This window comes from Agromyces indicus (genome assembly GCF_031432295.1).
Taxonomy (GTDB): Bacteria; Actinomycetota; Actinomycetes; order Actinomycetales; family Microbacteriaceae; genus Agromyces; species Agromyces indicus.
Genome location: NZ_JAVKGS010000002.1, coordinates 298,962 through 323,883 on the forward strand (window position 1 = coordinate 298,962; position 24,922 = coordinate 323,883).

The window sequence follows — 24,922 nt, forward strand, 5'->3', positions numbered from 1 at the left end:
CGCATGTCCGAGATCGATCCCAAGCCCCGCAGTCGCGTCGTCACGGATGGCATCGAAGCCACCACGAGCCGAGGCATGCTCCGTGCCGTCGGCATGGGCGACGCCGACTGGGAGAAGCCCCAGGTCGGCATCGCGAGCTCGTGGAACGAGATCACCCCTTGCAACCTCTCGCTCGCCCGCCTCGCGCAGGCCGCGAAGGAGGGCGTGCACGCCGGCGGCGGCTACCCGCTGCAGTTCGGCACCGTCTCCGTCTCCGACGGCATCTCGATGGGCCACGAGGGCATGCACTTCTCCCTCGTCTCGCGCGAGGTCATCGCCGACTCGGTCGAGGTCGTCATGCAGGCCGAGCGCCTCGACGGTTCGGTGCTGCTCGCGGGCTGCGACAAGTCGATCCCCGGCATGCTCATGGCCGCCGCTCGACTGGACCTCGCGTCCGTCTTCCTCTACGCCGGTTCGATCGCGCCGGGCTGGGTCCGCCTCGAGGACGGCACCGAGAAGGACATCACGATCATCGACTCGTTCGAGGCCGTCGGCGCGGTCAAGGCGGGCAAGATGAGCGAAGCGGATGCCAAGCGCATCGAGTGCGCCTTCGCTCCCGGCGAAGGTGCCTGCGGCGGCATGTACACCGCGAACACCATGGCCTCCGTCGCCGAGGCGCTCGGGCTCTCGCTGCCCGGCTCGGCGTCCCCGGCGTCCGCGGACCGCCGTCGCGACTACTACGCCCACCGGTCCGGCGAGGCCGTCGTGAACCTGCTGAAGACCGGCATCACCGCCCGGCAGATCCTCACCAAGGAGGCGTTCGAGAACGCCATCGCCGTGGGCATGGCGCTCGGCGGCTCGACCAACATCGTGCTCCACCTGCTCGCCATCGCCCGCGAGGCCGAGGTCGAGCTCACCCTCGACGACTTCAACCGCATCGGGTCCAAGGTGCCCCACATCGGCGACCTCAAGCCGTTCGGCAAGTACGTCATGAACGACGTCGACCGCCGCGGCGGCCTGCCCGTGCTCATGAAGGCCCTGCTCGACGCGGGGCTCATGCACGGCGACGTGCTCACGGTCACCGGGAAGACCCTCGCGGAGAACCTCGCCGAGCTCGACGTCGCGCCGCTCGACGGCGAAGTGCTCCGGACCCTCGACAACCCCATCCACGAGACCGGCGGCCTGACGATCCTGCACGGTTCGCTCGCTCCCGACGGCGCCGTCGTGAAGACGGCCGGCTTCGACGCGGCGACCTTCGAGGGGCCCGCGCGCGTCTTCGAGCGCGAGCGGGCCGCGATGGACGCCCTGACCGCCGGCGAGATCAGGCACGGCGACGTGGTCGTCATCCGCTACGAGGGCCCCAAGGGCGGACCGGGCATGCGCGAGATGCTCGCCATCACCGCCGCCATCAAGGGCGCTGGGCTCGGTAAAGATGTACTACTCTTGACGGACGGTCGATTCTCAGGCGGCACAACCGGCCTGTGCATCGGCCACATAGCACCCGAGGCGGTCGACGCAGGTCCGATCGCCTTCGTGCGCGATGGTGATCTGATTCGGGTCGATATCGCGGCTCGTTCCATCGACCTACTGGTCGACGGGGCCGAGCTGGCAGCCCGCCGTGACGGCTGGGCGCCGCTTCCCCCGCGCTACACCCGAGGCGTCCTCGCGAAGTACTCCAAGCTCGTGCGCTCCGCAGCCGAAGGCGCGACCACGGGCTGAGGCTCTCGCCTGTCCCGAACACCACGCACCATGAACAGGAAACGAATGACCACGGAAGCCAGCCCCGTGCCATCGCCCGCCAGCCTGTCGCAGTCGCAGAGCGGTCCCGAGATGCTCACCGGAGCCGAAGCGGTCGTCCGCTCGCTCGAGCTGCTCGGCATCACCGACGTCTTCGGGCTCCCCGGCGGCGCCATCCTCCCCGTCTACGACCCGCTGCTCGACAGCCGCAAGCTCCGCCACATCCTCGTCCGCCACGAGCAGGGCGCCGGCCACGCGGCCGAAGGCTACGCCTCGTCGTCGGGCAAGCTCGGCGTCGCCATCGCGACCTCGGGCCCGGGCGCCACCAACCTGGTCACGGCCATCGCCGACGCGCACATGGACTCGGTGCCCTTCCTCGCGATCACCGGCCAGGTGTTCTCGAACCTCATGGGCACCGACGCGTTCCAGGAGGCCGACATCGTCGGCATCACGATGCCGATCACGAAGCACTCGTTCCTCGTGAAGACGGCCGAGGAGATCCCGGCCACCATCGCGTCGGCAGTGCACATCGCCACGACCGGCCGCCCCGGCCCCGTGCTCGTCGACATCACGAAGGACGCCCAGCAGGCCACCTTCCCGTTCCAGTGGCCGCCGAAGCTCGACCTGCCCGGGTACCGGCCGATCACCAAGGCGCACGGCAAGCAGGTGCTCGCCGCCGCCCAGCTCATCGCCGAGGCGAAGCGCCCGGTGCTCTACGTCGGCGGCGGCATCATCCGCGCCGGTGCCTCGGGCGAGCTGCAGGCGTTCGCCGAGGCGACGAACGCGCCGGTCGTCACGACGCTCATGGCGCGCGGCGCGTTCCCCGACTCGCACCCGCAGCACCTCGGCATGCCCGGCATGCACGGCACGGTCCCCGCCGTGCTCGCCCTCCAGGAGGCCGACCTGCTCGTCGCCCTCGGCGCCCGCTTCGACGACCGCGTCACGGGCAAGGCGGCGCTGTTCGCCCCCGAGGCCAAGGTCGTCCACGTCGACATCGACCCGGCCGAGATCGGCAAGATCCGCGCCGCCGACGTGCCCATCGTGGGCGACGCGAAGGACGTCCTCGTCGACCTCCTCGCCGCCTACCGCGAGGTCACGCGCCAGCACACGCCCGACGTCGCCGACTGGTGGTCGACGCTCGACGGCCTCCGGTCCGAGTTCCCGCTCGGCTACACCCAGCCGTCCGACGGGCTGCTCGCGCCGCAGTACGTGATCCAGCGCATCGGCGAGCTCACCGGCCCCGAGGGTGTGTACGCCGCGGGCGTCGGCCAGCACCAGATGTGGGCCGCGCAGTTCATCAAGTACGAGCGGCCCAACGCCTGGCTGAACTCCGGCGGCGCCGGCACGATGGGCTACGCGGTGCCCGCCGCCATGGGCGCCAAGGTCGCCGAGCCGGAGCGCACGGTGTGGGCGATCGACGGCGACGGCTGCTTCCAGATGACCAACCAGGAACTCGCGACCTGCACCCTGAACGACATCCCGATCAAGGTCGCCGTCATCAACAACTCGTCGCTCGGCATGGTGCGCCAGTGGCAGACCCTGTTCTACGACGGCCGGTACTCCAACACCGACCTGAACACGGGCCACGACACCGTCCGCGTCCCCGACTTCGTCAAGATGGCCGAAGCCTACGGCGCACTCGGCATCCGCGTGACGAAGGAGGAGGAGGTCGACGACGCGATCAAGCTCGCGCTCGAGACCAACGACCGCCCGGTGGTGATCGACTTCGTCGTCTCCGCCGACGCCATGGTGTGGCCGATGGTGCCGCAGGGCGTCTCCAACTCCTACATCCAGTACGCCCGCGACCACTCGCCGGCCTTCAGCCAGGAGGACTGAACATGTCGACCCACGTGCTCTCCCTCCTCGTCGAGGACAAGCCCGGCCTGCTCACCCGCGTCGCGGGACTCTTCGCCCGCCGCGGATTCAACATCGAGTCGCTCGCGGTCGGCCACTCCGAGATCGACGGGCTCTCCCGCATCACGGTCGTCGTCGACGTGGAGGACCTGCCGCTCGAGCAGGTCACCAAGCAGCTGAACAAGCTCGTCAACGTGCTGAAGATCGTCGAGCTCGACCCCGCGCAGTCGGTGCAGCGCGAGCACCTGCTGATCAAGGTCCGCGTCGACAACGCCACGCGCTCGGCAGTGCTCGAGGCCGTCAACCTGTTCCGCGCGCGCGTGGTCGACGTGTCGACCGATGCGCTCGTCATCGAGGTGACCGGCGACTCGGGCAAGACGACGGCGCTGCTCCGCGTGCTCGAGCCGTACGGCATCAAGGAGATCGCCCAGTCGGGCCTCCTCGCGATCGGCCGCGGCGGCAAGTCCATCACCGAACGCGTCTACAAGAACTGACCAGCGGATGCCGCGGCGGGCTGCCGCGGCATCCGTCACCCGAACCACCACGAGGAGAAAGACCGCACATGGCTGAGATCTACTACGACAAGGACGCCGACCTCTCGCTCATCCAGGGCAAGAAGGTGGCCGTCATCGGCTACGGCTCGCAGGGCCACGCGCACGCGCAGAACCTCCGCGACTCCGGCGTCGAGGTCGTCATCGGCCTCAAGGAGGGCTCGAAGTCGACGGCGAAGGCCGAGGAGGCCGGCTTCGAGGTCAAGAGCGTCGCGGACGCCGCGGCCTGGGCCGACGTCATCGTGATCCTCGCCCCGGACCAGTTCCAGCGCCACATCTACGCCGAGTCCGTCAAGGACAACCTCGCCGAGGGCAAGACCCTCGTCTTCGGGCACGGCTTCAACGTCCGCTTCGGGTACATCGAGGCCCCCGCGGGCGTCGACGTGATCCTCGTCGCGCCGAAGGCCCCGGGCCACACCGTGCGCCGCGAGTTCGTCGCGGGCCGCGGCATCCCCGACATCATCGCGGTCGAGCAGGACGCCTCGGGCACCGCCTGGGACCTCGCCAAGTCGTACGCGAAGGCGATCGGCGGCACCCGCGCCGGCGTCATCAAGACCACCTTCACCGAGGAGACCGAGACCGACCTGTTCGGCGAGCAGGCCGTGCTCTGCGGCGGCGTCTCGCAGCTCGTGCAGTACGGCTTCGAGACCCTCACCGAGGCGGGCTACCAGCCCGAGATCGCCTACTTCGAGGTGCTCCACGAGCTGAAGCTCATCGTCGACCTCATGTGGGAGGGCGGCATCTCAAAGCAGCGCTGGTCCGTCTCCGACACCGCCGAGTACGGCGACTACGTCTCGGGCCCGCGCGTCATCGACGAGCACGTCAAGGAGAACATGAAGGCCGTCCTCGCCGACATCCAGGACGGCACGTTCGCCAAGCGCTTCATCGACGACCAGGACAACGGCGCCAAGGAGTTCCTCGAGCTCCGCGAGAAGGGCCAGGGCCACCCCATCGAGACCACGGGCCGCGAGCTGCGCAAGCTCTTCGCGTGGACCCAGGTCGACGAGGACGACTACGTCGACGGCGAGGTCGCTCGCTGACGCTCGCGAGCCCCTCGCACCATCCCGCACGGCGGGGCCGGTTCCGACCGGCCCCGCCGTCGGCGTTCACCGGGCGGATGCGCACGTGCTCCGCGGTTCGCCGAGCGGTTGCAGGTATCGGTCCCACTCCGCCTCGGTGAGGTCGCGCCCGGCGAGGCGGCAGACGGCCTCGAACTGGCGCTCCGGGTCGAGGTCCCACACCACGACGCCCTCTCGCGTCGAGACCGCGAGTTCGGCGCCGTCGGGACGGATCGCGGCCGGCACGACGGCCCGTCCGCTGCTGCGGAACGGGTCGCCGATGGTTTCACCGCTCACCGTGTCGTAGACGATCGACGTGCCGTCGGCGAGGGTCACCACCACGGTCCGGCCGTCGGCGTCGAAGGATGGTGCGTAGCGACCGGTGGCGGCACCGGCGACGATCCCGGCACGGCGCAGCGAATCCACCCGGTAGTGCCCGATGCCGTCGTCGCCGACGCCGACGAGTTCGTCATCCGGCGTGACGACGTGGGCCCGCAGGCCGAGGAGTCCGTCGGCGCGCAGCGCGTGATCCCGGCCCGACACGACCGCGGTACGGATCGGGCCCTGCGGCAGCGGCTCGTCGGGGCCGATCTCGCGACTGCGCACCTCCGGCAGGTAGCTGACGGCGAGCGGATCCCCGTCGGGCGCCGACGACACCCACACCGGGTACCCGTCGACGCTCCAGGCGGGGCCCTGCGCCGCCCCGGATTCCGGATCGATCGTCCGCATCCGACCGTTGGTGCGCACCGCGAGGAGGTGCTCGCCGCCGTCGATCGGCCAGAGCGAGACGACCCCCCACAGCTCCTCGCCGAGCTGCGTCCCGGTCCGCGAATCGAACACCCGGAAGAGATCGTCCGCGGCCGACCGGGCGTAGAGCCGCCCGTCCCGGAGCCAGCCCGTCTCGACCACGGCGTCGGCGAACCGGTGCACCACCGTTCCCGACCGCGTATCTATGGCGACCGCGTCGTACGCCGGGTCCCACACGTCGCGCTCGACGCGGGCGGGCGTGATGAGGAGCATCGAGTCCTCCTGCGAGTACGGGCCGAGCACCTCCCAACCGCGGGTCAGCAGCCGGTGGCCGGGCCCGTCGCCGTCGATCCGCCAGCGGGTGACGACCGGTCGGCCGACGCCGATCGCGGTGAGCATGCCGCCGTCGTCGCCCACGGCGAGCGGGCCGACGTCGTCCGATCCGCGGAACTCGTCGGACGGCAGGGGAACCCCCGACGCCAGGTCGAACACCGTCGTCACGCCGAAGCGACTGCTGCAGAACACCCGCCCGTGCGGTTCGGAGACCGCGATCCAGACGCACGGGCCGAGGTTCGCCGTCGAGAGGTCGGTCGCCCAGCGCACCTCGCCCGTCGCCGGGTCGAAGGCGGTCACCGCGCGGTCCCCCGAGGCGACCACCGTCCCCGAGGGGGCCACCGCCAGGTCGACGTGCGCCGACGACGGCGCCACGGGAATGCGGGTCACGACCGACGCCGTGCGCGGGTCGATGACGTCGACCCGGTCGTCGAGGCGGCCGACGAGCAGGCGGCCCGCGGTGTCGAACGCGATCGCCGCGGCGTACGAGTCGCGGTCGAGCGCGGTCGTGCGCTCGCCGTCGATCGCGCGCACCGCGGCATCCGTCGTCGAGACCAGTTCGACGGCGCCGTCGCGCGCGTCGGCGATGGCGATGAGCGATCCGTCGCGGTTCAGCGCCAGGGCGCCGGTCCCGGTGCCGAGTCGGATCGGGCCGAGGAGGCGTTCGCCGCCCGTCAGGTCGAAGGCGACGAGCACCGAGGTCGGCGACGTGCCGTACCACGTCACGCCGGACGGCTGCGTCCTCGACGGCCAGAGCACCGCGCCGACCCGGCCGTCGGCGCTCACCTCGACGAGCGGCCAGGGCCGCGGCGGCCCGGGTTCGAATCCGAGGTCGAGCGCCCGGACCGTGCCACCGCCGGCGAGGTCCCGCACCGCGGCGGCACCGCCGGACGTGACCACCAGGGCCTCGTCAGTACCGGGGATGAGCGAGCCGTACGCACTGCCCTCGGATTCGAGGGTGATCGTGCCGACGAGTCCGCCCGCCGCCTGCAGCACGCTCGTGAGCCCCGAGCGGGTCCGAGCGTCGTCGGGCCAGCGACGGTAGGCCTCGGCCGCGAGCAGGGCGGAGACGTCGCGCTCCGACGTCCGCAGCGCCAGGGCCGTCGCGACGAGCGCCTCGACGGTGGCCGTGTCGCGCTGCGCGCCCGCCTCGGTCGACGTGACCACGGCGGTCGATCCGACTCCGACGAGCAGCAGGATGAGGGCCGCGGCCACGCCGAGCAGCGATCGGAGCCGACGGTTCCGCCGCCGGTCCTCCGCCGCCCGGGCGAGCAGCTCCGTCCGTTCGGCGTCGGCGCGGGCGGCCGACGCGTCGAGGAAGTCCGCCTCGATGCGCGTGAGGTCGTCGGGAGCGGCATCCCGTCGCTCGAGCGCCGCCTGCAGGCGAGCGCCACGGAACAGCTCGTCATCCGGGCGCCCGGCCTCGTCCCACGACTCGGCAGCCGTGGTCACCCCCGCCAGCACGCGCGCGGCATCCGCGTCCTGCTGCAGCCAGTCGTGCAACCTCGGCCACGCCAGTGCGAGCGCCTCATGGGCGATCGCGACCGACCCCGCCTCCGCGGTGACGAGCCGCGCGCTCGTGAGTCGTGCGAGCACGCGCGCCCGAGCGGCGTCCGCCCGGAGCGGCCCGGCGGCGGCGCGGCGCCGGATGGGCGCGCCGTCCGGGCCGAGCTCGACGAGCCGGAGCATGAGCGAACGGCACTGGTCGCGTTCCCGGGCGTCGAGCGACTCGAAGAGCTGCTCGGCCGACTGGGCGATGGCGCCCGAGATGCCGCCCGACGACTCGTAGCCGGCGACGGTGAGGGTCGCGCCCTCGCGGCGGCTCCAGGTCTCGACGAGGGCGTGGGCGAGGAGGGGGAGCGCGCCGGGCGCACCCGCCGCGTCGCGCAGCATGAGTTCCGAGAGTCCGGGCTCCAGTCTGAGTCCGGCGCGTCGGGCCGGTTGCTCGATGGCGTCGCGGAGCGCTTCGCGACCCATCGGACCGACGAGGTGCACGCCGTCGGCCATGAGCGGACCGAGGTCGTCGAGCGCCGCGCACCGGTCGAGGAAGTCGGAGCGGACGACGAGGACCACCACGACGCCGGCCGCCGACGCCCGGGCGATCGCCGCCGCCGTCCCGTCGGCATCCGCGCCGCGCGCGTGGAAGACCTCCTCGAACTGGTCGATCACCAGCGCGGTGCGGCCGTGGACGCCGTCGACGGCGTCGCGGATGCGGCGTTCGAGGTCGGCGCTCGGCAGCAGGACGAAGACGCGGTCACCACGCCTCCGGAGGACCGGCACGACCCCGGCGAGCACGAGCGAGGACTTGCCGCTGCCCGACGCCCCCGACACCGCGAGGAACGGGGCCCGGGCCAGCCGGGCCAGCGCCGCTCGCACGTCGGCGTCGCGCCCGAAGTAGTGCTCCTCGTCCTCCGCGGCGAAGGACCGGAGTCCGGGGTACGGGCAGTCCGCACTCGGGGCCGTCACCGGCGTCGACGGGCGCAGCGACGGGTCGTGCCGGAGGATCGCGAGCTCCAGGTCCTGCAGCTCCTCGCCGGGCTCGACGCCGAGCTCCTCGTCGAGCCGTTCACGCGCAGCGCGCACGGCCGCGAGCGCATCCGCCTGGCGGTCGCTGCGATAGAGCGCCGTCGCGAGCATCGTCCAGCGGCGTTCGCGCAGCGGAGCCTCGCGCACCATCGTCTCGGCCATCGGAGCCGACTCGGCGTGCCTCCCGGCTCGCAACCACGCATCCAGGCGGACTTCCTCGAGGTCCATGCGGGCCTCCTCGAGGCGGGCCGACTCCGCCGCCGCGGGCAGCCACGCTGACAGCTCCGCGAACGCGGTGCCATGCCACAGGCCGAGGGCCCGGTCGGCCGCGTCGAGGCTGCGCACCGGGTCGCCTGCCCCCAAGTGTTCGCGTGCGGCGGCCGCGAGCCGCTCGAACCGCGTCGCATCGATCTCCGCCGCGTCGATCCGCAGCTGGTACCCGTCGTCGACCGTCTCGATCGCCGACCGCCCAACGGCCTTCCGCACGAGGCCGATCGCCGCCTGCACCTGCTTCTGCCAGGTGTGCGGGCGGTCGTCGCCCCAGACCGCCGACGCGATCTCGTCGGCGGGGACCGGCTGGCCGTTCCGGAGTACGAGGACGGCGAGCACCATGCGTTCCCGCAGGTTGAGCGCGGCGTCGTCGAGACGGAGCGGGCCGAGGACCCGGATGCCCATACCCGCAGTGTCCACCCGCGCCCGCGACGGGTCAATGAGCGGGCCGGACCCGGCATACCGCTGGAATACCGCCGAAGGGCGTGCCGGTACCCGCGGGACGCACCGTGGTGACATGGAACACGCACACACCGTCACTGTCCGCCTCGTCGCGTCCGCCCTCATGGTCGGCCTCGCGGCGACGTTCGCCGGCTGCGCTTCGCTCGCATCCACGGTCGGCGACCAGGCCCGCGCAGGCGGGCCCGCCCGCGTCTCGACCGAGGCGCACCTGGACATGGCCCGCGACACGGCCGACGCCTACGTCTCGGCACTGATCGCCCGAGCCCGCGCGAACGTCGTCACCGACTCGCATCGCCAGCAGCTCCAGGCGCAGGTCGAGCGCTACCTCGCCGAGCTGAAGCAACGGGCGCAGGACGCCCGCCGGGCCGATCCCGTCCGGGACGACCTCAGCCCGACCGCCCCGACCGGGTGAACCGAGCGGATGCCGCGGCGGCGACGGAGCGACGAGCCCCGTCGCCGCCGCGTTCCGTCGCCCGTCGGCGGCGCGGTCCGCCACGCGCGGGCGCCGCGGTCGTTATCGTGAACGCATGGCCCGAAACGACGGCGACGACGAGGACGAGGCCCTCCGCTGGGATGGCGACGACGATGCGACGCTCGCGCCCGGATGGCGAGCGGTCGGCACCCCGGTGCCCGTCACTGCGCCGGGCGAGGGCACGACGGATGCCGCGGCATCCGTCGACGGCGAGCCGGACGGCGACACGGCGGATGCCGCCGGCCAGCCCGGGTCGGCCGAGCTCGTGCTGCTCGGCGTCTTCGGCGGCGTCTACCTCCTCTACACGCTCGGGTGGATCCTCAGCGTGCTCCGCGTGCAGAACCCCGCGGCCGATCCGGTGGGCCAGTTCATGTTCAGCCTGGGTCTGTGGCTCGCCGTACTCGCTCCGGCGCTGTGGTTCGGGGTGACGTTCGCGCTGACCCGGGGGCGACCGAGGGCGCGACTCGTGTGGATGCTCGTCGGGGCCATCGTGCTCCTGCCGGTCGCGTTCGTGGCGGGGGTGACGGCATGAGCGCCGCGACGGTCGACCCGTCGGTGCGCCGCACGCCGTTCTGGCTCGAGATCGCCCTCGCGATCGCGTTCGGCCTGTTCTTCGCGTACGACGCGTGGGAGGCCGTCGGCAACCTGGTCGGCGTCGCCGATGTCGCGCGCACGCTCGACACGTCGATCAGCGGGTTGGGCTGGGTCGTGCTCATCGCGGCGATCCTGCTGCCGATCGGCCTCTTCGCCGCGGCGTTCCTGCTCGGGCGACGGCGTTCGGCCGTCGTGCAGGCGGCGCTGTACCTCACGGGACTCGCGGTGTCGGCGCTGCTCTACCTCGACATCCTGCTGATGTTCGGGGTCGGAGCGCTGCTCACCTGAGCGGCGTGCCCGCGAGCGTGCGCTCGTCTGCGCGCGTCACACGATTCGGGGACGCCCCGGACGCTGAAGTAGCATGAGCGCGTCCCCGCGCCTCCGACGATGCCGGCGCATGCGTGCACGCGCACCCATCCGAATCCCGTGAAGGACCCAACGTGTCGAAGCCGGTCGTGCTGATCGCCGAAGAACTCTCGCCCGCCACCGTCGATGCCCTCGGACCCGACTTCGAGATCCGCAACGTGGACGGCACCGACCGTCCGGCGCTGCTCGAGGCGATCGCCGACGCGCACGCGATCCTCGTGCGCTCGGCCACCAAGGTCGACGCCGAGGCGATCGCCGCGGGGCGTTCGCTGAAGGTCATCGCCCGTGCGGGCGTCGGGCTCGACAACGTCGACATCAAGGCGGCCACGACCGCCGGCGTGATGGTCGTGAACGCGCCGACGTCGAACATCATCTCCGCCGCCGAGCTCACCGTCGGGCACATCCTGAGCCTCGCGCGGCACATCCCGGCCGCGCACGCCGCCCTCGCGCAGGGGGAGTGGAAGCGATCGGCGTACACGGGCGTCGAGCTCTACGAGAAGACCGTCGGCATCATCGGCCTCGGCCGCATCGGCGCGCTCATCGCGGCCCGGCTCCAGGCGTTCGGCGTCGAGGTCATCGCCTACGACCCCTACATCACCGCCGCACGCGCGCAGCAGCTCGGCGTGCAGACCGTCACGCTCGACGAACTCCTCGAGCGCAGCGACTTCATCACCATCCACATGCCGAAGACGCCGGAGACGACCGGCATGATCGGCGCCGAGCAGCTCGCGAAGATGAAGCCCACCGCCTTCGTCGTGAACGTCGCGCGCGGCGGGCTCATCGACGAGGAGGCGCTGCACGACGCGCTCGTGGCGGGCACCATCGCCGGCGCAGGCCTCGACGTGTTCGTCCAGGAGCCGCCGAAGGAGTCGCCGCTGCTCGCCCTGCCGAACGTGGTGGTCACGCCGCACCTCGGCGCGTCGACCGACGAGGCGCAGGAGAAGGCGGGCGTCTCGGTCGCCAAGTCGGTCCGCCTCGCGCTCGCGGGCGAGCTCGTGCCCGACGCCGTGAACGTCGCCGGCGGCGTGATCGACCCGTACGTGCGCCCCGGCATCCCGCTCGTCGAGAAGCTCGGCCAGCTCTTCGCGGGTCTCGCCCAGGGACCGCTCGAGAGCCTCGACGTCGAGGTGCACGGCGAACTCGTCGACTACGACGTGAGCGTGCTGAAGCTCGCCGCGCTGAAGGGCGTCTTCACCAACGTCGTGAGCGAGACCGTCTCGTACGTGAACGCGCCGCTGCTCGCCGAGCAGCGCGGCGTCGCGGTGCGCCTCATCGCCGACGCCGACAGCCCCGAGTACCGCAACGTCATCACGCTGCGCGGCGCGCTCGCCGACGGCACCCAGGTGTCGGTGTCGGGCACGCTCACCGGAACCAAGCAGATCGAGAAGCTCGTCGGCATCAACGGCTACGACATCGAGGTGCCGATCGCCGACCACCACATCGTGATGATCTACACCGACCGTCCGGGCATCGTCGCGGTCTACGGCAGCGAGTTCGGCGATGCCGGCATCAACATCGCGGGCATGCAGATCGCGCGTCGCGAGGCCGGGGGCCAGGCGCTGTCGGTGCTCACGGTCGACTCGCCGGTTCCGGCCGAGGTGATCGAGCGGGTGCGCACCGCGATCGACGCCGACGTCATGGTCGAGGTCGACATCACGGAGTCCTAGGTCTCGGTACGGGCGCTTCGCGTCCTACTCGACCACCGGGTCTCGGTACGGGCGCTTCGCGTCCTACTCGACCACCGGGCGCTTCGCGTCCTCCTCGACGACCGGATCTGCCGCGAGGCGCTCGAGCAGGGCGACGAGCGCGTCGAGCTCGGCGGCCGGCGGGGCGTCGACCCCGAGCTCGGGGTCCTGCCCGTGGAGCGCCGAGTCGTAGTACAGCCCGTCGCCGATGAGCGTGATCGCGAGGGCCACGGTCGGGTCCGCGACGTGCCGCCGCACCGCCTCGAGCCAGCGTTCGCGCACCGCGCGGATGGTGCGGGCGGCCGACTCGTGCCCGGCCTGGGCGAGTCGCGTCGCCGCGACTGCCGCGCGGTCGAGCGGGGATCCGACCGCCACCGACGACCGCACGTAGTAGGCGATCGCGCCTTCGGGGGCTCGCTCGAGCACCGCGATGTCGTCGTCGACGAGCCGGGCGAACCGATCGAGGACCCCGTCGACGAGCGCCTCCCGGTTGGCGAAGTGGTAGAGCAGGCCGCCCTTGGAGACCCCGGCGGCCTTCGCGGTCGCGTCGAGCGTCGCCGCGCGCTCGCCCGCGTCGATGAGGATGCGCTCGAAGGCATCGAGAACGGCGTCGCGGGCGGCGGGTGGGCGGCTCATGGCTCCGATGGTATCGAGCGGCCCGTGTCGGCGGGATCTGATACTCTACCGTCCAGACGGTACAGTAATAGGAACCCCGAAATGACTCACGAGACCAACGGCACGAGCACCATTCCCGCGCGAACGGATGCCGCGACATCCGTCGTCACCCGCGTCGACCCCGGCCGGCCGCGCGCATCGCGCCGGCAGTGGCTCGCGCTCGCGGTGCTCATGCTGCCCGTGCTGCTCGTCTCGGTCGACAACACCGTCCTGAGCTTCGCGCTCCCGGCGATCGCGCGCGACCTCGGTCCCACGGGTGCCCAGCAGCTGTGGATCATCGACGCCTACCCGCTCGTGCTCGCCGCACTCCTCGTGGCCATGGGCAGTGCCGGTGACCGCTTCGGTCGCCGACGGATGCTGCTCATCGGCTCCGTCGGCTTCGCGCTGGTGTCGATCGCCGCCGCGTTCGCACCGACGGCCGAGGCGCTCATCGCCGCCCGCGCGGCGCTCGGGTTCTTCGGTGCGATGCTCATGCCCTCGACGCTCTCGCTGCTCCGCACCGTCTTCGCCGACCGTGAACAGCGACGGCTCGCGATCGCGATCTGGGCCTCTGGCTTCGCCGCCGGCAGCGCGCTCGGGCCCATCGTCGGCGGGGTGCTCCTCGAGCACTTCCACTGGGGCTCCGTGTTCCTCCTCGCCGTGCCCGTGCTCGTGCCGCTCGTCGTGCTCGTGCCGCTCCTGATCCCCGAGAGCCGCGACCCCGCGCCGGGCCCGATCGACGTGCCGAGCATCCTGCTCTCGTTCGCCGCCATGGGCGCCGTCGTCTACGGCATCAAGCACGTCGCCACCGAGGGGATCGACCTCGTCGGCGTCGCCGCCGTGCTCGCGGGCGCCGCCCTGGCGGTCTGGTTCGTGCGCCGGCAGCTGCGGGCGGCGACCCCGATGCTCGACATGCGGCTGTTCCGGCAGGGCTCGTTCGGCGGGGGCGTGCTCGTCAACCTGCTGAGCGTCATCGCGCTCGTCGGCTTCCTCTTCTTCGTGTCGCAGCACCTGCAGCTCATCGTCGGCCTGTCGCCCGTGCAGGCGGGCCTCGCGCTCACCCCGGGCCTCGTCGCGATGATCGCCGCCGGGCTCTCGGTCGTTCCCATCGCCCGCCGCGTGCACCCGCGCGTGCTGGTCCCGTCGGCCGTCGCGCTCTCTGCGGCGGGGTACCTCGTGATCGCCCTCACCGCCGGCGACGGCGTCGCGGGTGTCGTCCTCGCGTTCGTCCTCCTCGGCATCGGCATCGGCGTGGCCGAGACGGTCTCGAACGAGCTGATCCTCTCGAGCGCGCCGCCGGCGAAGGCGGGCGCGGCATCGGCCGTGTCCGAGACCGCCTACGAGCTCGGCGCGGTGCTCGGCACCGCGGTCCTCGGCAGCATCCTCGCCGCCTGGTATCGCACCGCCATCGAGCTCCCGGCCGAACTGACGGCGGGGCAGGCGGATGCCGCGCGCGACACGCTCGCTGGCGCGATGGCGCTCGCCGAGACGCTGCCCGCCTCCGTGGGTGCCGAGCTCGCGGCATCCGCTGCCACGGCGTTCGGCGGCGGCGTGACGGTCACCGCGTTCATCGGCATGCTGCTCATGGTCGCCGCGGGCGTCATCGCCGCGACCACCCTGAACGAGCCGCGGGGCGCCGCCTCGGAGTGAGGTGGCGCCCCGCGGGGGTCGAGTTCGATGACCGTCAGAGCGTGGTGCCGTCGTCGGGACGCGACGACTCGGCGCGCGTGACGCGCTCGCCGGTGGCAGGGTCGACCATCGTGCGCGACGTCGAGACGGAGCTGCGACGACGGGCGAGGAGGACGATGCCGAGGATGATGACCACCGCGCCGGCGATCATCAGGATGTAGCCGACCATCTGCAGGTTGATCCACTCCACGGAGACGTTGAGCGCGAACGCGAACACCGCGCCGATGGCGAAGAGGACGATTCCGAGACCGAGACTCATCTGGTAGTGCCTTTCACTCGGGCGGCGGCGAGCGCCGCACATGCGGGGGTGGGGTGTACCGCTCCCTGAGGCCGAGTGTAGTGAGCGGCCACGTCGGCGGACAGTACTCTTGGAGGGCTGGCGGACGAAGGAGGCTTCATGGTAACGACGGTCAGGCTCGCGGTGATCCCGGGCGACGGCATCGGCCCCGAGGTGGTCGGTGAGGCGCTCAAGGTCCTCGACGCGGTCGCCGCCGACGCCGGCCTGGCCTTCGAGCGCACCGGGTTCTCGCTCGGTGCGGGTCGGTACCTCGAGACCGGTGACGTGCTGACCGACGACGACCTCGAGGCGATCAAGGCGCACGACGCGATCCTGCTCGGCGCGGTCGGCGGCGTGCCCGGCGACCCGCGCCTGGCCGGCGCGAACATCGAGCGCGGCCTGCTGCTGAAGCTGCGGTTCGAGCTCGACCACTACGTCAACCTCCGTCCCTCCGTCCTGCACCCCGGCGTCGCGAGCCCGCTCGCGAGCCCCGGCGACGTCGACTTCGTCGTGGTCCGCGAGGGCACCGAGGGCCCCTACGTCGGCAACGGCGGCGCCATCCGCGTGGGCACGCCGGCGGAGGTCGCGAACGAGGTCTCGGTGAACACCGCGTACGGCGTCGAGCGCGTCGTGCGGTATGCCTTCGCCGCGGCATCCGCTCGCCCCCGGAAGCGGCTCACGCTCGTGCACAAGACGAACGTGCTGGTCTTCGCGGGCTCGCTCTGGAAGCGGACCGTCGACGCCGTCGCCGCCGAGTACCCGGACGTCGCGGTGGACTACCTGCACGTCGACGCCGCGACGATCTTCCTGGTCACCGACCCTGCTAGATTCGACGTCATCGTCACGGACAACCTCTTCGGCGACATCCTCACCGATCTGGCCGGCGCGATCAGCGGCGGCATCGGACTCGCGGCCTCGGGCAACATCAACCCCGACGGCCGGTTCCCCAGCATGTTCGAGCCCGTGCACGGTTCGGCTCCGGACATCGCCGGGAAGGGCATCGCCGATCCCACCGCCGCGATCCTCTCGGTCGCGCTGCTCCTCGACCACCTCGGCCACGGGGCGGCCGCCGACCGGGTGCGCGACGCGGTCGCCGCCGACGTCGCCGAGCGCGGCGACGCGAACCGCTCGACCACCGAGATCGGCGACGCCATCGCCGCCCGCCTCGGCGCCACCGTCGGCGCCCACTGACCCGCTTCGAAGGAGACCACCGTGACCACGACGAACCTCACCCTCCAGACGCCGTCCCCGGCCGGCCTGACCTGGCAGGTCACGCGCAACGAGGACGCGAAGTCCGACGCCGAGCGCGAGGCGATCCTCGCCGACCCCGGCTTCGGCAACCACTTCACCGACCACATGGTCGACCTGTGCTGGTCCGAGAAGGGCGGATGGCACCGGCCCCGCGTCTCGCCGTACGGTCCGATCCAGCTCGACCCCTCCGCCGCCGTGCTGCACTACGCGCAGGAGATCTTCGAGGGACTCAAGGCGTACCGCCACGCCGACGGCTCGGTGTGGTCGTTCCGTCCCTACGAGAACGCCGCGCGCATGCAGCGCTCGGCGCGCCGGCTCGCCCTGCCCGAGCTGCCCACCGAGTACTTCATCGACTCGCTCACGCAGCTCATCGCGCTGGATGCCGCGTGGGTGCCGTCCGCCCCCGAGACGAGCCTCTACCTGCGGCCCTTCATGTTCGCGAAGGAGGCGTTCCTCGGCGTGCGCCCCGCGAAGAAGGTCGCGTACTACCTCATCGCGAGCCCCGCGGGCGCGTACTTCCACGGCGGCGTGAAGCCCGTGTCGATCTGGCTGTCGACCAAGTACGCGCGGGCCGGCAAGGGCGGCACCGGCGCGGCGAAGACCGGCGGCAACTACGCGTCGAGCCTCCTGCCCCAGGCCGAGGCGGCCGAGCACGGCTGCCAGCAGGTGCTGTTCCTCGACGAGGGCACGTACCTCGAGGAGCTCGGCGGCATGAACGTCGTCCTCGTGTACCGCGACGGCCGGCTCGTCACCCCCGAGTCGGACTCGATCCTCGAGGGCATCACGCGCGACTCGGTGCTGCAGCTCGCGCGCGACCGCGGCCACGCGGTCGAGAGCCGTCGCGTGACCATCGACGAGTGGCGCGAGGGTGCGGCGTCCGGCGAGATCGTCGGCGCCTTCGCGTGCGGCACCGCCGCGGTCATCACGCCCATCGGGCGCCTGCTCGCCGAGGACTTCGAGATCGTCCACAACGGACCCGAGGCGTCCGAGCTCGCCATGTCGCTGCGCGACGAGCTGACCGGCATCCAGTACGGGCGCGTCGAGGACCGCCACGGCTGGATGCTCCGGCTCGACGCGTGACGGGCGCGGGCCCGATCGGGTCCCCGCCCCGTCGGCGCCGTCCGCGCGGCGGCGCCGAATAGGCTGGGCGCATGAAGGTCGCGCGCTTCTCCCACGGTGAGTCCATCTCGTTCGGCATCGTCGACGAGGAGGAGCACGAACTCGTCGTGCTGAAGGCCGACCCGATGTTCGCCGGGTACGACCCGACGGGGGAGCGCGTGCCGCTCGCCGAGGCGAAGCTGCTCGCACCGGTCATCCCGCGGTCGAAGGTCGTCGCGGTGGGCAAGAACTACCACGACCACGCTGCCGAGATGGGTGGCGAGGCACCCGCCGAACCGCTGCTCTTCCTGAAGCCGAACACCGCGGTGATCGGCCCGGGCGACTCGATCGTGCTGCCGCCGGAGAGCTCGCAGGTCGAGTTCGAGGGCGAGCTGGCGGTCGTGATCGGACGGATCGCGCGTCGCGTGAGCGAGGCCGACGCGGCATCCGTCGTCTTCGGCTACACGATCGCGAACGACGTCACGGCCCGCGACCTGCAGCGCAGTGACGGCCAGTGGACGCGAGCCAAGGGCTTCGACACGTTCTGCCCGCTCGGGCCGGTGATCGACACCGACCTCGACCTCGAGCGCGGCACCATCGAGACGAGCGTCAACGGCGAACGCCGACAGGAGGCGCGCCTCGCCGACATGGTGCACTCGATTTCGGCGATCATCGCCTACGCCTCGAACGTGTTCACGCTGCTGCCGGGCGACGTGATCCTCACCGGCACCCCGGCGGGCGTCGGGCCGATCACGACGGGCGACACCGTCGAGGTGAGCATCTCGGGGCTCGGCTCGCTCGCGAACCCCGTGCGCTCGGCCTGATCGTTCAGCGGCCGAGGGCTCGTGCGGCCAGGTCGACGTCCTCGGCATCGTTCCAGAGGTGGAACGCGACGCGCGCCCGGCCGGCACGCCCGGACGCGGTGAGCCCGGCGGCGGTCAGCGAGGCGAGGTCACGGCCCTCCGCGTCCGGCCAGCTCACGATCGCGCTCGCCGACGGAGGCAGGCCGAGGCGCTCGCGGAACGCGTCGGCGAGGGACACGTCGTACCGGCGGACGGCCTCGAGGTCGAGCCCGGCGGCGAGCTCCAGCGCGGCTTCGGCCCCCGCCCACGCGTGCCATGCCGGCGAGACGTCGAACCGGCGAGCGCCCGCGGCGAGGTGCAGGTCCGGGCCGTAGCACGACGACCACGGATCCTCGCCGGAGTACCAGCCGGCGGTGATCGGCACGAGCTCGTCGAGCGCGCGATCGCTCACGGCCATGAACGCGGCCCCGCGCGGCGCCGAGAGCCACTTGTACGCGTGGCAGACGACCAGGTCGGCGTCGAGGCCGGCGGTCGGCATCCACCCCGTGGCCTGCGTGGTGTCGACCAGCACGAGCGCGCCGGCGGCCCGTGCGGCGGCGATGACGGATGCCGCGTCGGCGATCTCCCCGGTCGCGGACTGCACGAGCGAGAACGCGACGAGCCACGTCGACGGCGTGATCGCGTCGGCGAGGCGATCGAGCGGCACCGGGCGCACGTCGAGGTCGCCGCGGGCGAGGAACGGCGCGACGACCGAGCTGAAGTCGCCGTCGACGCAGGCGATGCGAGCGCCGGCCGGGGCGGATGCCGCGGCGAGGGCGACGAACGCCGATACCTGGGAACCGACGGCCACGCGGTCGGCGGCGGTGCCGAGCAGCGTCGCGGCGTGGCCGCGGGCGCGTTCGACGATCGCGCTGTACTCCGTGGCCGAGGCCTCGCCGGCGCGCCAGCGTTCGAGGTCCCGCGAGAGCGCCGCCGCCGTCGCCGTCGCCGGGATGCCGAGCGTGCAGGCGGCGAGGTAGCCACGTCCGGCGGCGAATCGCGGATCGGGGAGGCCGAGGGTGCTCGGGGTCGGTGCGAGGTCGGTGGAGAGCGCCATAGCCTCAGCCTCGTCCGGTGCGAGCGATACGTCGAGAGCCGGTGTTGCATCCGATGCATAAGACGTGCTTATGTTCGGTCATGGACGCGATGCCCGAGCCCGATGCCCCGCCCGGGTCGCCTACCGCACCCGGCGACGACCCCGGCCCCTCCGGCCTGCCGAGCACGGTGGACGCCACGAGCCTGCTCGTCCTCAGGGCCATCGCCGACCACGGCTCCATCACGGCCGCCGCCTCCGCGCTCGGGTTCAGCCAGCCCGCGCTCAGCCAGCAGGTGCGTCGCGCGGAGGCACGCGCGGGCACCCCGCTCGTCGAGCGGACGGGACGCGGCATCCGCCTCACCCCGGCCGGGCGCGTGCTCGCCCGGCACGGCGCGGCGGTCGCCACCGCGCTCGAGGCTGCGCGCGGCGAACTCGCCGACCTGCGCGGGCTGCGCTCCGGTCGCGTCCGGCTGACCGCGTTCCCCTCGGCCTCGCCGACCCTCGTGCCCGCATTCATGGCCGGGATGGCGGAGCGCCATCCGGGCGTGCGCGTCAGCTTCGTCGAGGCGGAGCCTCCCGAGGCGGTCGCCGCCGTGCGCGAGGACCGCGCCGACCTCGCGCTCACCTTCAGCTACCCCGGCGACCGCAGCGACCCGCACCGAGCGAGCGCGCGCGGGCTCGAGGTGGCGACGATCGGCGGCGATGCCATGCACGTCGTGCTCCCGGCGCGGCATCCGCTCGCCGAGCACGAGGTCGTCGACCTCGCCGGCCTCGCGAGCGAGCCCTGGATCGCCGGCTGCCCCCGCTGCCGCGGACACCTGCTGGAGCTCTGCGACGCCGCCGGGTTCGCGCCGCGCATCGCCGTCGAGACCGACAACTTCGTCGCCGTCGAGGAGATGGTGGCCTCCGGGCTCGGGGTCGCCGTGCTGCCGGGACTCGCCGTCCAGTCGGCGGGGACCCGGGCCGGCGTCGCCGTGCGTCGCACCGCCAACGCCGACCGGCGGACCCTGCACCTCGTGACCGCGCGAGGCGGGCTCGGCGTGCCGGCCGTGGCCGTCGCGGCGGAGCTCCTGGCGGGCCTCGTCGCGCGACGGGACGAGGGATCCCGGGCCCGTAACATTGAGGGCGATGCCTGACACGACCCACCCCACCACGACCGCGACCGGCACCGACATCCGCGTGCGGTTCTGCCCGTCGCCCACCGGAACCCCGCACGTCGGCCTCGTGCGCACGGCCCTGTTCAACTGGGCGTACGCCCGCCACACCGGGGGCACCTTCGTCTTCCGCATCGAGGACACCGACGCGGCCCGCGACAGTGAGGAGAGCTACGCGCAGATCATCGACGCGCTCACCTGGCTCGGCCTCGGGTGGGACGAGGGCATCGACGTCGGCGGCCCCCACGGGCCGTACCGGCAGTCGCAGCGCGGCGGCATCTACGCCGACGTCATCGAGCGACTGAAGGCCGCGGGCCACGTCTACGAGAGCTACTCGACCGCCGACGAGATCGACGCGCGCAACGAGGCCGCCGGGCGACCCAAGCAGCTCGGGTACGACAACTTCGACCGCGACCTCACCGACGAGCAGCGCGCCGCCTTCCGCGCCGAGGGCCGCGAGCCGGCCCTGCGCCTGCGCGTGCCCGACGTCGACCTCGGCTTCGACGACCTCGTGCGCGGCCGCATCGACTTCGCGGCCGGGTCCACCACCGACTTCGTCGTGGTGCGGCCGAACGGCGCCCCGCTGTACACGCTCGTGAACCCGGTCGACGACGCGCTCATGGGCATCACGCACGTGCTGCGCGGCGAGGACCTGCTGAGCTCGACGCCGCGCCAGATCGCGCTCTACCACGCCCTCATCGGCATCGGCGTGACGAGCTTCGTGCCCCGCTTCGGCCACCTGCCCTACGTCATGGGCGAGGGCAACAAGAAGCTCTCCAAGCGCGACCCCGAGTCGAACCTCTTCCACCACCGCGACCGGGGCTTCATCCCCGAGGGTCTCGTGAACTACCTGGCGCTCCTCGGCTGGGGGTTCTCGGCCGACCGCGACGTGTTCAGCCGCGACGAGCTGGTCGAGCGGTTCGACGTGGCCGACGTGAACCCCAACCCCGCGCGCTTCGACCTCAAGAAGGCCGAGGCGATCAACGGCGACCACCTGCGGCAACTCGACGTCGCCGACTTCGCCGCGCGCACGGTGCCGTACCTCCAGGCGGCGGGCGTCGTCGAGACGCCCATCGGGCCGGCGCACGAGGCGATCCTCGCCGAGGCCGCCCCGCTCGTGCAGGAGCGCATCGGCCTGCTGGGCGAGGCGCCCGCGATGCTCGGGTTCCTCTTCACGGATGCCGCGGAGCTCGAGTACGACGAGTCGGCGGTCGGGTCGCTGCCGGCCGACGCCCCGGCCGTGCTCGCCGCCGCGCGCGAGGCGCTCGAGCGCATCCCGGGGGAGTCGTGGACCCACGCCGAGATCGAGGAGGCGCTGCGCGACGCGCTCGTCGACGGGCTCGGCCTGAAGCCGCGGGTCGCGTTCGGACCGGTCCGCGTCGCGGTCTCCGGCCGGCGCGTCTCGCCGCCGCTGTTCGAGTCGATGCAGATCCTCGGTCGCGTCGAGTCGATCGAACGGGTCGACCGCCTCGCGGCGCTCATCGGCTGACGCGCCCGGGCGGTCCCGCCGTTTTGGCGAGGATCGCCCCCCTAGGCTAGAGTTACATGTCGGCCCGGGAACCTCGGTTCACCGGCCTTGGGGTATGGTGTAATTGGCAACACGGCTGATTCTGGTTCAGTTGTTCTTGGTTCGAGTCCAGGTACCCCAGCAGTGAGACCCGCGAGAGATCGCGGGTCTTTTCGCATGTGCGGCTCCGGCGGTCGCTCCGCAGGTCACGGGATGCCAACGCCGTGGCGACAGCCCTTTACATCGCGAACCCGCTGAGGTTCCATTGACCCAGGCCGCTCGGCCCGGGACCGAACACCGGAGCATCCGAGTCGGTCCACCGGGAGATCGGGGGGTTCGTCGGTGGTGCATCGCAACCTGCGGAATCGCGACTTCGCCGAGACGCGCACGCCTCTCGGCGTCGTGGGGGGCCTGGCCGGCCTCGTCGCCGGCAGCGCCGCCGCCGCGATGCTCGTGACGGTCGCGGTGACGCCGGCGCTCGCCGCCGCCGGCGTGGCCGCGTCGAGCACCATCTCGATGTTCGAGAACCTCCCGAGCTACCTCGAGATCGGGGAGCTCAGCGAGAAGAGCAACATCTACGCGAAGCGCGCCAACGGCGACCGCGTCCTCCTCGCGTCCTTCTACGACCAGAACCGCGTGGAGGTGGGATGGGACCAGGTCAGCCAGTACGTGAAGGACGCCGCGATCGCCGGTGAGGATCCGCGGTTCTACGACCACAACGGCGTCGACCTCCAGGGCACCATCCGCGCTGCCGCGACGACCGCGACCGGGCGCGACACGCAGGGCGGCTCCTCGATCGCGCAGCAGTACGTCAAGAACGTCCGCGTCCAGGAGTGCGAGCGGCTCGCGGCCGACCAGGAGGAGCGGGACGGCTGCTACGACGCCGTCACCGAGACGACCATCGACCGCAAGCTCAAGGAGATGCGCCTCGCGATCGGCGTCGAGAAGCGCTACACCAAGAGCGAGATCCTGCTCGGCTACCTGAACATCGCCGGCTTCGGCGGAACCGTGTACGGCATCGAGGCCGCGTCGAGCTACTACTACAACACCACCGCGGCGAACGTGACCCTCGCGCAGGCCGCGTCGCTCATCGCGATCGTCAACAACCCCGGCAAGTTCCGGCTCGACCGACCCGACGATCCGGCCAACGGGGCCGAGAACGGGTACGCCGCCAACACCGCGCGGCGCGACTACATCCTGCGCGCGATGCTGGCCGAGGAGAAGATCACGCAGGAGCAGTACGACGAGGCCGTCGCCACGCCCGTCGAGCCGGTCATCACCGAACCCAGCACCGGATGCCAGACGGCGGGCGCGAGCGCCTACTTCTGCGACTACGTGAAGAACATCCTCCAGAACGACCCGATCTTCGGCGAGGACGAGGCCGAGCGGATGCTCAACTTCCGCCGGGGCGGGTACGAGGTCCACACGACGCTCGACCTGGACCTGCAGCTCGCGGCGTCCCAGGCGGTCACGACCCACGTGCCGGCCACGTTCCCGGGCTGGGACGTGGGCGGCGTCATCTCGTCGGTCGAGGTGGGCACCGGGCGGGTGCTCGCGATGGTGCAGAACCGTACGTACAGCCAGGACCCGGCGGTGCTCGCGAAGGGACCGCAGTACACGAGCATCAACTACAACACCGACTTCGCCTACGGCGGATCGCGCGGCTTCCAGCCGGGATCGTCGTACAAGGTGTTCACCCTCGCCGAGTGGCTGAGCTCGGGTCGCGGACTGGGCGAGCGCGTCGACTCGCGACCGAAGAGCAATTGGGGCACGTTCCAGGACTCCTGCCTCGGCCCGCACTTCGCCGGCGACTGGAACCCCCGGAACGACGCCAACGAGTCCGGCGCCGCGTACAGCGCCATGGAGTCGACGATCGCGTCGATCAACACGGGCTTCATCGGCATGGCCAAGCAGCTCGACCTCTGCGGCATCCGCGAGCGCGCCGAGGCGTTCGGCGTGCACCGGGCCGACGGCAACGTGCTCGACCAGGGCCCCGCGTCGGTCATCGGCACCAACGAGGTCGCACCGCTCAGCATGGCCGTGGCCTTCGCCGGCATCGCGAACAACGGCGTGACCTGCTCGCCCATCGCGATCGACCGCATCATCGGGCGAGACGGCCAGGATGTCACGCCCCCGAAGTCGCAGTGCACGCAGTCGGTCGTCCCGGAGGTCGCGGCGGCGATGCACACCGCGATGGGCGCCGTGATGACGAGCGGTACGGCCCAGGCGTCGAACAACGCCACGCAGCCGTCCGTGCCGCTCATCGGCAAGACCGGCACGACCGATGGCGCGAAGGACACCTGGATGGTCGGCGCGAGCTCCAAGGTGGCCACCGCCGCGGCCGTGGTGAGCGTCAACGGCGACGCGAACCAGCGGGGGATCTCCTTCGCGACCGGACAGGCGGCGACGGCGCGTCACCGGATGTGGCCCGAGGTGATGTCGGTGGCCGCGGCCAAGTACGGCGGCGACCCGTTCACGCAGGCGGGCATGGGTCCGGTGGTGCCGCGCGTGGACATCCCGGGCGTCGAGCCGCCCGCGACGCCGGGCGGCGACGGGTCCGGGCAGGACGCGAATGCGAACGCGGTGCCGCGGCCGGAGCCGGCACCCGAGCCGGCACCGGCGCCGCCCGCACCGGCACCCGCACCCCCGCCGACGCCCGAGCCGGAACCGGCGCCGGCGCCCGAGCCGTCCCCGCAGCCGCCCCCGACCCCCGGCTGGCCGTTCGATCGCGGCTCCGGGTGGCCGTTCGACACCGGTCCCGGCGGCTGACCTTCGCCGAC

At 72.1% G+C, this 24,922-nt stretch carries 19 protein-coding genes and 1 tRNA gene; 16 read left to right on the forward strand and 4 right to left on the reverse strand.

Annotation, left to right across the window (positions count from 1 at the left end):
• Positions 1–3: 3 nt before the first annotated feature.
• The 4 genes from ilvD to ilvC all read left to right on the forward strand — a co-directional run bounded on the left by ilvD (position 4) and on the right by ilvC (position 5,161).
• Complete coding sequence (gene ilvD / locus RH861_RS07720) at positions 4–1,698, forward strand: dihydroxy-acid dehydratase (protein WP_310520527.1); 1,695 nt, start codon at positions 4–6, stop codon at positions 1,696–1,698.
• Positions 1,699–1,743: 45 nt separating this feature from the next.
• On the forward strand, positions 1,744–3,552 hold the full coding sequence (locus RH861_RS07725; protein ID WP_248598435.1) for an acetolactate synthase large subunit: 1,809 nt from the start codon (positions 1,744–1,746) through the stop codon (positions 3,550–3,552).
• A gap of 2 nt (positions 3,553–3,554) precedes the next feature.
• Positions 3,555–4,064, forward strand: a complete 510-nt coding sequence (ilvN, locus tag RH861_RS07730; protein WP_067946641.1) for an acetolactate synthase small subunit — start codon at positions 3,555–3,557, stop codon at positions 4,062–4,064.
• Positions 4,065–4,132: 68 nt separating this feature from the next.
• Positions 4,133–5,161: a ketol-acid reductoisomerase gene (gene ilvC / locus RH861_RS07735; protein ID WP_067946639.1), complete on the forward strand. Its 1,029-nt coding sequence runs from the start codon at positions 4,133–4,135 to the stop codon at positions 5,159–5,161.
• A gap of 66 nt (positions 5,162–5,227) precedes the next feature.
• On the opposite strand, the gene RH861_RS07740 is transcribed toward ilvC, so the two are convergent.
• Positions 5,228–9,460, reverse strand: coding sequence for an nSTAND1 domain-containing NTPase (locus RH861_RS07740; protein ID WP_310520528.1), 4,233 nt, complete (start codon positions 9,458–9,460; stop codon positions 5,228–5,230).
• Positions 9,461–9,572: 112 nt separating this feature from the next.
• Between RH861_RS07740 and RH861_RS07745 the strand changes: the two genes are divergently transcribed.
• The 4 genes from RH861_RS07745 (at position 9,573) to serA (ending at position 12,616) form a co-directional block, all read left to right on the forward strand.
• On the forward strand, positions 9,573–9,929 hold the full coding sequence (locus RH861_RS07745) for a hypothetical protein (protein WP_310520529.1): 357 nt from the start codon (positions 9,573–9,575) through the stop codon (positions 9,927–9,929).
• A 115-nt stretch (positions 9,930–10,044) separates the two neighbouring features.
• Positions 10,045–10,521 carry a DNA polymerase III subunit gamma/tau gene (locus RH861_RS07750; protein ID WP_310520530.1) on the forward strand — a complete coding sequence of 159 codons (477 nt, stop codon included), beginning with the start codon at positions 10,045–10,047 and terminating at the stop codon, positions 10,519–10,521.
• Complete coding sequence (locus RH861_RS07755; protein ID WP_310520531.1) at positions 10,518–10,871, forward strand: hypothetical protein; 354 nt, start codon at positions 10,518–10,520, stop codon at positions 10,869–10,871. The genes RH861_RS07750 and RH861_RS07755 overlap by 4 nt, the downstream gene beginning before the upstream one ends.
• A 152-nt stretch (positions 10,872–11,023) precedes the next feature.
• Entirely contained in the window at positions 11,024–12,616 is a 1,593-nt protein-coding gene (gene serA, locus RH861_RS07760) for a phosphoglycerate dehydrogenase (RefSeq protein ID WP_067946629.1), read from the forward strand.
• Between the two features lie 63 nt (positions 12,617–12,679).
• On the opposite strand, the gene RH861_RS07765 is transcribed toward serA, so the two are convergent.
• A complete protein-coding gene (locus RH861_RS07765) occupies positions 12,680–13,270 on the reverse strand; it encodes a TetR/AcrR family transcriptional regulator (RefSeq protein WP_310520532.1) in 591 nt (196 codons plus the stop codon).
• Positions 13,271–13,351: 81 nt separating this feature from the next.
• Here RH861_RS07765 and RH861_RS07770 point away from each other — a divergent pair, with 81 nt between their 5' ends.
• Positions 13,352–14,938: an MFS transporter gene (locus RH861_RS07770; RefSeq protein ID WP_310520533.1), complete on the forward strand. Its 1,587-nt coding sequence runs from the start codon at positions 13,352–13,354 to the stop codon at positions 14,936–14,938.
• 34 nt (positions 14,939–14,972) lie between these two features.
• Here RH861_RS07770 and RH861_RS07775 read toward each other — a convergent pair whose 3' ends face one another.
• Positions 14,973–15,236 (reverse strand): DUF6458 family protein, encoded by a 264-nt coding sequence (locus tag RH861_RS07775; protein WP_067946624.1) that lies wholly within the window; start codon positions 15,234–15,236, stop codon positions 14,973–14,975.
• 138 nt (positions 15,237–15,374) lie between these two features.
• Between RH861_RS07775 and RH861_RS07780 the strand changes: the two genes are divergently transcribed.
• The 3 genes from RH861_RS07780 (at position 15,375) to RH861_RS07790 (ending at position 18,427) form a co-directional block, all read left to right on the forward strand.
• A complete protein-coding gene (locus tag RH861_RS07780; RefSeq protein ID WP_310520534.1) occupies positions 15,375–16,445 on the forward strand; it encodes a 3-isopropylmalate dehydrogenase in 1,071 nt (356 codons plus the stop codon).
• 21 nt (positions 16,446–16,466) lie between these two features.
• Positions 16,467–17,585, forward strand: a complete 1,119-nt coding sequence (locus tag RH861_RS07785) for a branched-chain amino acid aminotransferase (RefSeq protein ID WP_310520535.1) — start codon at positions 16,467–16,469, stop codon at positions 17,583–17,585.
• A gap of 71 nt (positions 17,586–17,656) precedes the next feature.
• Positions 17,657–18,427: a fumarylacetoacetate hydrolase family protein gene (locus RH861_RS07790; protein WP_310520536.1), complete on the forward strand. Its 771-nt coding sequence runs from the start codon at positions 17,657–17,659 to the stop codon at positions 18,425–18,427.
• 4 nt (positions 18,428–18,431) lie between these two features.
• Here RH861_RS07790 and RH861_RS07795 read toward each other — a convergent pair whose 3' ends face one another.
• Positions 18,432–19,502: an aminotransferase class V-fold PLP-dependent enzyme gene (locus RH861_RS07795; protein ID WP_310520537.1), complete on the reverse strand. Its 1,071-nt coding sequence runs from the start codon at positions 19,500–19,502 to the stop codon at positions 18,432–18,434.
• Between the two features lie 89 nt (positions 19,503–19,591).
• Between RH861_RS07795 and RH861_RS07800 the strand changes: the two genes are divergently transcribed.
• The 4 genes from RH861_RS07800 (at position 19,592) to RH861_RS07815 (ending at position 24,911) form a co-directional block, all read left to right on the forward strand.
• Complete coding sequence (locus tag RH861_RS07800; protein ID WP_425549095.1) at positions 19,592–20,617, forward strand: LysR family transcriptional regulator; 1,026 nt, start codon at positions 19,592–19,594, stop codon at positions 20,615–20,617.
• Positions 20,610–22,124: a glutamate--tRNA ligase gene (gene gltX, locus RH861_RS07805; RefSeq protein WP_310520539.1), complete on the forward strand. Its 1,515-nt coding sequence runs from the start codon at positions 20,610–20,612 to the stop codon at positions 22,122–22,124. Before RH861_RS07800 ends, gltX begins: the two co-directional genes overlap by 8 nt.
• Before the next feature lie 88 nt (positions 22,125–22,212).
• A tRNA-Gln gene (locus tag RH861_RS07810) sits at positions 22,213–22,284 on the forward strand.
• Positions 22,285–22,484: 200 nt separating this feature from the next.
• Positions 22,485–24,911 (forward strand): transglycosylase domain-containing protein, encoded by a 2,427-nt coding sequence (locus RH861_RS07815; RefSeq protein ID WP_310520540.1) that lies wholly within the window; start codon positions 22,485–22,487, stop codon positions 24,909–24,911.
• Positions 24,912–24,922: the final 11 nt, after the last annotated feature.

What these genes read in the sequence shown, in the direction of transcription:
- ilvD (WP_310520527.1), top strand. Translation starts at nt 4, where the DNA reads ATGTCCGAGATCGATCCCAAGCCCCGCAGTCGCGTCGTCACGGATGGC.
- RH861_RS07725 (WP_248598435.1), top strand. Translation starts at nt 1,744, where the DNA reads ATGACCACGGAAGCCAGCCCCGTGCCATCGCCCGCCAGCCTGTCGCAG.
- ilvN (WP_067946641.1), top strand. Translation starts at nt 3,555, where the DNA reads ATGTCGACCCACGTGCTCTCCCTCCTCGTCGAGGACAAGCCCGGCCTG.
- ilvC (WP_067946639.1), top strand. Translation starts at nt 4,133, where the DNA reads ATGGCTGAGATCTACTACGACAAGGACGCCGACCTCTCGCTCATCCAG.
- RH861_RS07740 (WP_310520528.1), bottom strand. Translation starts at nt 9,460, where the DNA reads ATGGGCATCCGGGTCCTCGGCCCGCTCCGTCTCGACGACGCCGCGCTC.
- RH861_RS07745 (WP_310520529.1), top strand. Translation starts at nt 9,573, where the DNA reads ATGGAACACGCACACACCGTCACTGTCCGCCTCGTCGCGTCCGCCCTC.
- RH861_RS07750 (WP_310520530.1), top strand. Translation starts at nt 10,045, where the DNA reads ATGGCCCGAAACGACGGCGACGACGAGGACGAGGCCCTCCGCTGGGAT.
- RH861_RS07755 (WP_310520531.1), top strand. Translation starts at nt 10,518, where the DNA reads ATGAGCGCCGCGACGGTCGACCCGTCGGTGCGCCGCACGCCGTTCTGG.
- RH861_RS07765 (WP_310520532.1), bottom strand. Translation starts at nt 13,270, where the DNA reads ATGAGCCGCCCACCCGCCGCCCGCGACGCCGTTCTCGATGCCTTCGAG.
- RH861_RS07770 (WP_310520533.1), top strand. Translation starts at nt 13,352, where the DNA reads ATGACTCACGAGACCAACGGCACGAGCACCATTCCCGCGCGAACGGAT.
- RH861_RS07775 (WP_067946624.1), bottom strand. Translation starts at nt 15,236, where the DNA reads ATGAGTCTCGGTCTCGGAATCGTCCTCTTCGCCATCGGCGCGGTGTTC.
- RH861_RS07780 (WP_310520534.1), top strand. Translation starts at nt 15,375, where the DNA reads ATGGTAACGACGGTCAGGCTCGCGGTGATCCCGGGCGACGGCATCGGC.
- RH861_RS07790 (WP_310520536.1), top strand. Translation starts at nt 17,657, where the DNA reads ATGAAGGTCGCGCGCTTCTCCCACGGTGAGTCCATCTCGTTCGGCATC.
- RH861_RS07795 (WP_310520537.1), bottom strand. Translation starts at nt 19,502, where the DNA reads ATGGCGCTCTCCACCGACCTCGCACCGACCCCGAGCACCCTCGGCCTC.
- RH861_RS07800 (WP_425549095.1), top strand. Translation starts at nt 19,592, where the DNA reads ATGCCCGAGCCCGATGCCCCGCCCGGGTCGCCTACCGCACCCGGCGAC.
- gltX (WP_310520539.1), top strand. Translation starts at nt 20,610, where the DNA reads ATGCCTGACACGACCCACCCCACCACGACCGCGACCGGCACCGACATC.